Here is a 7113-nt window from a genome sequence, read left to right as displayed (position 1 = left end):
CGCGGAGCGCGAGCGCGGCCCTGTCCCTGGCGCGGCGCGCCCGGTACAGCCGTGACCTGCCCTCGACGGTCTCCGCCGACCGCACCGCGACGGGCAGCTTCTCGGCCACCACCGGGCCGAGCCGCCGGGCCCGCCAGAGCGCCATCAGCACGACGGCGATGGCGACCTGCCAGAGGAACAGCCGGGCCCCGTCGGGGACGAGATCACCGAGGCTCTGGTCGCCGGTGCCGTCGCCGGAGGGCAGCGGCGGCATCAGCCAGGTGACGCCGTCGGCGGCGGAGATCAGGTTGAGGGCGAACGCGGCGTTGCCCTCGTCGTCGAGGTGTTCGTTGGTGAACGGGGTGGCCGAGCCGACGACCGTCACGGTCCGCCCGGCGGCGTTCTTGAGCTGCACGACCCGGCCCTCGGATGCCCCCTCTTCGGCGAAGCAGACCTGCGCCTCGCCGGAGGTCGTGTACAGCGCGGACGAGCCGAAGTCCACCTCGCCCGCCGCCTCGGCGAGCGCGCAGCCCGGCGCGGCGGAGCCGTAGGAGGAACCGGCGCGGACGACGCCCGGCGCGAGGGTGTCCAGGGTGCGTCGGGCCGGCTCCAGCAGCACCAGATCGGTGCTGGTCCCGAGCGCGCCGAGCCTGGCGAGATCGTCGGAGCTCAGCCGTTCGGTGTGGGCGACGACGAGGGTGCCGCCGCTCCCGGCCCGGCCGAGCGAGCGGGCCACCTCCACGGCCGTCCCGCGCTGCTTCATGATCTCCACCAGGGCGCGGGTGCCGTCGTCGGTGACCGAGTCGGGGTCGAGGTAGCCGCTGGTCTTGGGCGGCCGCAGCGCCGCCAGCACCAGCGCGACGAGCATCATCGCGAGCAGCGCGAACACCAGCAGCCGCCATTTGCGGAACCGGCGGCCCACCACCTGGGACGCGCTCTCCGAGCTCTGCACGGTCATCCGACGCTCTCCAGCGGTCTGGGCTTGGCCGCGCGGACGGCCTCGTCGAGCGAGACGAGCAGGGCGTACCCCTCGGCGGTGCCGGGCCGGTCGCCGTACCAGACGTCGTCGAACACCCCGATCCCCGCGCTGAGGTCGACGGGCAGCAGGACGGCGGCCTCGGCGCCGAGCTCCTGTGCGGTCCGTCCTGGCCGCGGGTCGAGGATGGCGCGTTCCTCGAGGTCGCGGGCGATGGCGCGGAGCCGTTCCCTGATCGCCTCGGCGTACCGCTGCTGCGCGGCGAACGCCTCGGCGGCGGTCCGGTGGTCGAACGCGCTGGACGGGGTCTCGTCCAGTAGCGCCTTCTTCGCGGCCTTCGCGTTGCCGCGGCCCCGCATCCACCAGATGACGGCCACCGCCAGCAGCACGGCCAGCGCGACCAGGATCAGCACGGTGAAGTCGCCGCCGCCCTGGCCGGGGCCGTCGGGCGCACGCGCGAACACGCCGTCGAGCCACTCCCTGACCTGGTCGATCATCTTCTCCACGAAGTTGGGGGCGTCCCGATGGTAGATCGGTTTCTCCAGCTCCCTGCGGGCCAGTTCCGCGCCCTGGTCGCGGGTGACAGGGTCGAGCATCAGCGGCCACCCCACAGCGCCATGAAGTCGGACGGCAGCTCCCGCAGCGTCTGAAGCCGCAAGTCGACTCCTTCGCGCCGCATCCGCCGGTTGAAGTAGAGCGAGGAGATCACCAGCGCGTCGAACGGCACGGTGATCGTCCAGCTGACGATCCGGCCGAGGGTGTCGACGGCCAGCGCCCCCACCTCCGCGCCGCCCTGCGGGTCGGAGCCGAACGCCAGCATCCCGATCAGCACGAACGGCAGCCGCAGCGCCACGAACCCCATGAACACCGTGATCAGCGAGGCGAGCAGCAGGGTGAAGAAGGTGCGCCACCAGGCGCCCTTGACCAGCCGCCGCGCCTGCCCGAGCGCCGCCACCACCGACAGCCGCTCCATGACGATCGCGGGCGCGGCCAGCACGACCAGCACATAGACCCAGAAGGCGAGCGCGAGGCCCGCGGGGAACCCGAGCAGCCCCAGCACGATGCCCGCGGCGGCCGAGCCGTCGGTGCCCGCGACCAGGATGAACGGGGCCAGGCAGAGCAGGAACAGCAGCACCGGCCAGACCATCCCGGCCACCGCGACGGCCAGCACCGCGAACCGGCGCGGCCGCCCGTCGCGCCAGGGTTCGGCGGGCAGGTCGAAGAAGGAGCGGGCGATGACGGGCGCGTAGAAGCCGGCCAGCACGAGGATCGCGAGCCCCGTCGCCGACAGCCCGATCACCGTGAAGACGAACTGGCTGCCGACGGCGCGCAGGACCTCTTCGGGGGCGTCGGAGTCGGCGACCTCGGGCCCGGCGAAGTAGTACTCGACGAGCGTCAGCCCGACCTGGACGAGGGTCACGACGGCGGCGGCGGGCGCGAGGACGGCCCGCGGGCAGCGCCGCATCACGGCGAGCGCGGTGTCCATCATCTCGGCCACGCCGACCGGCCGGAAGGGGACCTCCCCGCCCAGCAGTTCCGCCCGGTCAATTCGCACGCGGACATCCTGCCATGCCGCTTATATCCAGGAGATCCCGAACCTCACCACTCCCGCCCTCCCGACCGGCCTTATCGCGTGTCGTAGTCAAATCGGAACGCAGAGTACATCCCACGTGGTGAGATCGTCGAGGTTTCCCGTGATTGAGGGCGCGGTAGGTCGGTAAACGCGGGTACCCTGACTGGCCAGGCCCGCTTCAAAGGAATGGGCATTCCGCAAAGCCGAGGCCTTAAACCTCCAAGACGAGTAGGCGATGAGGGCGCATGAGAGGACGTGTACTGGTCGTCGACGACGATCTGGCGCTCGCTGAGATGCTGGGCATCGTGCTGCGCGGTGAGGGTTTCGAGCCCTCTTTCGTGCACGACGGCGACAAGGCACTCGAGGCGTTCCGGGAGACCCGGCCCGACCTCGTCCTGCTGGACCTGATGCTCCCGGGCGCCGACGGCATCGACGTGTGCCGCCAGATCCGCGCCGAATCCGGCGTGCCCATCGTCATGCTGACGGCCAAGAGCGACACCGTCGACGTGGTGCTCGGCCTGGAGTCCGGCGCCGACGACTACGTCGTCAAGCCGTTCAAGCCGAAGGAGCTGGTCGCCCGCGTGCGGGCCCGGCTGCGCCGCACCGACGAGCCCGCCCCCGAGACCCTCCAGATCGGCGACATCGCGATCGACGTGGCGGGCCACTCGGTGAAGCGCGGCGACAAGCACATCCCGCTGACTCCGCTGGAGTTCGACCTGCTGGTCGCCCTGGCCCGCAAGCCGCGCCAGGTGTTCACCCGCGAGGTCCTGCTGGAGCAGGTCTGGGGCTACCGGCACGCCGCCGACACGCGGCTGGTCAACGTGCACGTCCAGCGGCTCCGCGCCAAGATCGAGAAGGATCCTGAGCGCCCGGAGATCGTGGTCACCGTCCGCGGGGTCGGCTACAAGGCCGGACCGGCCTGAACCGGTCCGGTGGCAGTCCGATGAACCGTGCGCTGCGCGCCGCACGCCGCCTGGTGCGCGGCGTGTGGAACCGCTCCTATGTGGCCTGGCGCCGCTCGATCCAGGTCCGCGTGGTCACCATCACGCTGCTGATCTCCGCCGTGGTGGTGGCGGTGCTCGGTGTCTTCCTCATGCAGCAGATCGCCAGCGCCCTGCTGGAGAGCAAGGCGAGGACCGCGCAGCAGCAGCTCGAAGAGGGCCTGATCATTCTGCGCACCAATGTGGCGAACGTGCAGGTCGCGGGCGGTAAGGACGTCAGCGAGCAGGTCGCGCGTGAGCTGAGCGGCCGGTCGGCGCCGTCCGGGCCGTACGGGGTCTATGTCTGGAACCGGGCGGTGCAGTACGACAGCTACCGCGGCTTCACCGGCAACGGCGTGGCCCCCGACAGCGTGCCCGACAGGCTCCGCGAGCAGATCGAGAAGAAGCCCGGCGTCCAGGCCTCGACCCTGGCCCGGATCGGCTGGGCCGACGGCCGCGACGACCAGCCCGGGCTGGTCGCGGGCGCCCGGCTCGGCTTCTACGAGCTCTACTACTTCTTCCCCCTCGACCAGGAGGAGGGCACCCTCAGCCGGGTCCAGAACACGCTCGTCGGGGTGGGCGCGGCACTGGTGCTGCTGCTCGCCGCGATCGCCTCGGTGGTCACCCGGCAGGTCGTGATCCCGGTCCGGCTGGCCGCCCAGTCCGCCGAACGCCTCGCCTCCGGCCGGCTGGAGGAGCGGATGAAGGTCCGCGGCGAGGACGACCTGGCGAAACTGGGCCGCTCGTTCAACGACATGGCCACCACGCTCCAGGAGAAGATCTCCGAGCTGGAGGGCCTGTCGCAGGTGCAGCGCCAGTTCGTCTCGGACGTCTCGCACGAGCTGCGCACCCCGCTCACCACCATGAAGATCGCCGCGGACATGCTGTACGAGCACCGCGAGGACTTCCAGGCGATGGTCAGCCGGTCGGCGGAGCTGCTGCAGTCGCAGATGGAGCGGTTCGAGTCGCTGCTGTCGGACCTGCTGGAGATCTCCCGGCACGACGCGGGCGCCGCCACCCTGGACGCCGAATCGCTCGACATGCGCGATCTGGTGCTGGCCGCCGTCGGCGATGTCGAGGACGTCGCGGAACGGCGCGGCAGCAAGATCGTGCTCCAGCTTCCCGGCGAGGCCACCATGGCCGAGGTCGACCGGCGGCGCGTCGCCAGAATCCTGCGGAACCTGCTGTTCAACGCGGTCGAGCACGGCGACGGCAAGGAGATCGTGGTGACGGTCGCCGCCGACCGCGACGCCGTCGCCCTGGCCGTCCGCGACCACGGGGTGGGGCTGCGGCCCGGCGAGGCGCAGATGGTGTTCGACCGCTTCTGGCGGGCCGACCCGTCGCGCGCCCGCACCATCGGCGGCACCGGGCTCGGCCTGTCGATCTCCCGCGAGGACGCCCAGCTCCACGGCGGGTGGCTCCAGGCCTGGGGCGAACGGGGCTTCGGCTCCCAGTTCCGGCTCTCGCTCCCCCGCGTGGCCGGCGCCGAGCTGCGCGGCAGCCCGCTGCCGCTGGTCCCGGCCGAAGTCGAACTGCACCGCACCTATCTCGTCGATCTGGAGGTGGCCGAATGAACCGCCGCCTCACCATCACGCTGACGGCCGTCGCGCTCACCGGGACGGGCTGCGCCACCTTCCCGACCGGCGGGCCCGTCGACTTCCGGGCCGACCAGGACAGGGCGGGCTCCTTCGACGACCCGCACGTCCGGATCATCCCGAGCAGCCCGCAGGACGGCTGGTCGCCCGTCAAGGTCGTCGAGGGGTTCCTGACGGCGATGGCCGACCGGGACGACGTCAAGCTGCTGGAGTCCTATCTGGTGCCGGGCGCGGTCTTCGACCCGCGCTCCCCCGACGTCGAGGTGATCGCCGACCCGACCGGCGAGACGCCCCTGCCGGACGTCGACATGGGCGCCAACGAGGCGACCGTCACCATCTACGGCAATCTGACCGGGCAGATCACCACGTCCGGGCTGTACACGGCCAAGGACGACCGGACCAAGCGGTACGTCTTCACGCTCAAGCAGATCAGCGCGGGCCGCTGGCGGATCGTCAGCCGGCCGCCGCAGATGGTGCTGCTGAGCAGCGCCGTCGACCGGTCCTACCGCACCACCAAGCTGTACTTCTACGCGCCCGACCAGCAGGTGCTGGTGCCGCGCTGGGTGTTCCTGCCGCTGGTCAGCCAGGCCAGCCGCCCGTCCAAGCTGGTCGACGCGCTGCTGAACAGCCCACTCGCCGCCCAGGATTCGGTGCGGACGGCGATCCCGAACAAGACCAGCCTGACCGAGCCCGTCCAGCAGACCGACGACGGCACCGTCACCGTCAGCCTCAGCAAGGAGGCCGCCGCGGGCGACCCCCAGCAGATGGCCGCGCAGATCATGTGGACGCTCCGGCAGGTGCCGGGCGCCCAGAACATCCGGCTGAAGATCGACGGCAAGGCGATCAAGACGGCGGCGGGCAAGGACGGCTGGACGACCGACGACTTCGTCCGCGTCGACCCGGACTTCGCGGGCGGCACCACCACCCCCTACGTGCTGACCTCCGCGGGCCGGCTGGCCGGTCTCGACGCCCCGGAGAGCCCGCTGCCCGCCTTCCAGGGCCGCTCCATCACCAAGCCCGCGGGCTCGATCGGGGTCGAACAGCTCGTCTCGGCCGTCGAGGGCAGGTCGGTGCTGGTCAGCAAGCCGGGCTCGACCACCGCCAGCCCCGTGCTGACCGTCGCCAAGGACAAGAACCTGCTCCGCCCGAGCTGGGACCGGCACGGCAACCTGTGGATGGTCGCCAGGAACAAGGACGGCTCGGGCGCGACCCTGCACCGCTGGAGCACCGGCATGGCCAGGGCCGTCCCGGTGCCCTGGGGGCTGGAGACCCCGCTGACCAAGGTGGACGCGCTGCGCGTGGCGCGCGACGGCGTCCGGGTGGCGCTGCTGATCCGCAACGGCGACCGGCCCGAGATCCAGATGGCCGAGCTCAAGGAGCTCAACGGCGCGCCCGCGATGGGCGACTTCCGCACCATCAACGCCGACCTGTCCTCGATCACCGATCTGACCTGGCTGAACGCCGACACCCTCGCCGTCCTCGGTCGCGCCGAGGGCACCGGCACCAGCGTGCTCCCCTTCCAGGTGCCCGTCAGCGGCGGGAAGGTCAGGTACATCGGCGGCAGCATCCCCGGCAAACCCATGACGATCACCGCCTCCCCCACCAAGATCTTCATCGGGGTGCGGGTGCCGAAGGACGGCGAGACCGACCACGAGGCGTCGACGGTCTTCGAGCAGGACTACTCCGACCTGCAGGAGTTCGGCCAGTGGACCGAGGTCCAGACCAACGGGGACGTCACCGAGCCCGTCTACCCCGGCTGACCGCGGACCGGTCTTGGGGATCTTCGGCGGGCTTCGGGAGCTGGTGATGCCCGACCGGTGCGCGGGCTGCGGCCATCCGGGGCCGGTGGTCTGTGCCGGCTGCCAGGAGCTGCTGCGGGGGCGTCCCGTCTCCGCCGGGAGGGTCTGGAGCATGGCCGTGTACGCCGGGCCGGTCCGGGCGATGCTGGTCTCCTACAAGGAGCGGGGCCGTGCGGGGCTGGCCGGGCCGCTGGCGCGGGCGCTGGCGGCG

The 7113-nt window shown here is 71.6% G+C and carries 6 protein-coding genes and 1 pseudogene; 4 read left to right on the top strand and 3 right to left on the bottom strand.

Annotation, left to right across the window (positions count from 1 at the left end; genetic code table 11):
- The 3 genes from ACYVE7_RS25890 to ACYVE7_RS25880 form a co-directional block, all read right to left on the bottom strand.
- A partial coding sequence (locus ACYVE7_RS25890) for a DUF4350 domain-containing protein (protein WP_460368053.1) occupies nt 1–937 on the bottom strand: 937 nt, incomplete at its 3' end.
- Complete coding sequence (locus ACYVE7_RS25885; protein ID WP_460368051.1) at nt 934–1551, bottom strand: DUF4129 domain-containing protein; 618 nt, start codon at nt 1549–1551, stop codon at nt 934–936. The genes ACYVE7_RS25885 and ACYVE7_RS25890, both read right to left, overlap by 4 nt.
- Entirely contained in the window at nt 1551–2510 is a 960-nt protein-coding gene (locus ACYVE7_RS25880) for a hypothetical protein (protein WP_460368050.1), read from the bottom strand. Before ACYVE7_RS25880 ends, ACYVE7_RS25885 begins: the two co-directional genes overlap by 1 nt.
- A 263-nt stretch (nt 2511–2773) precedes the next feature.
- Between ACYVE7_RS25880 and mtrA the strand changes: the two genes are divergently transcribed.
- From mtrA to ACYVE7_RS25860, 4 genes and pseudogenes are all read left to right on the top strand, one after another.
- Entirely contained in the window at nt 2774–3451 is a 678-nt protein-coding gene (mtrA, locus tag ACYVE7_RS25875) for an MtrAB system response regulator MtrA (RefSeq protein ID WP_344838804.1), read from the top strand.
- Nucleotides 3452–3471: 20 nt separating this feature from the next.
- Entirely contained in the window at nt 3472–5082 is a 1611-nt protein-coding gene (gene mtrB / locus ACYVE7_RS25870) for an MtrAB system histidine kinase MtrB (RefSeq protein WP_460368048.1), read from the top strand.
- Nucleotides 5079–6863: an LpqB family beta-propeller domain-containing protein gene (locus ACYVE7_RS25865; RefSeq protein WP_460368047.1), complete on the top strand. Its 1785-nt coding sequence runs from the start codon at nt 5079–5081 to the stop codon at nt 6861–6863. The genes mtrB and ACYVE7_RS25865 overlap by 4 nt, the downstream gene beginning before the upstream one ends.
- 46 nt (nt 6864–6909) lie before the next feature.
- Nucleotides 6910–7113: pseudogene (locus ACYVE7_RS25860) on the top strand (ComF family protein); the annotation flags it as partial.

Source organism: Actinocorallia lasiicapitis, assembly GCF_054778695.1.
This window is presented reverse-complemented; position numbering and strand designations above follow the sequence as displayed.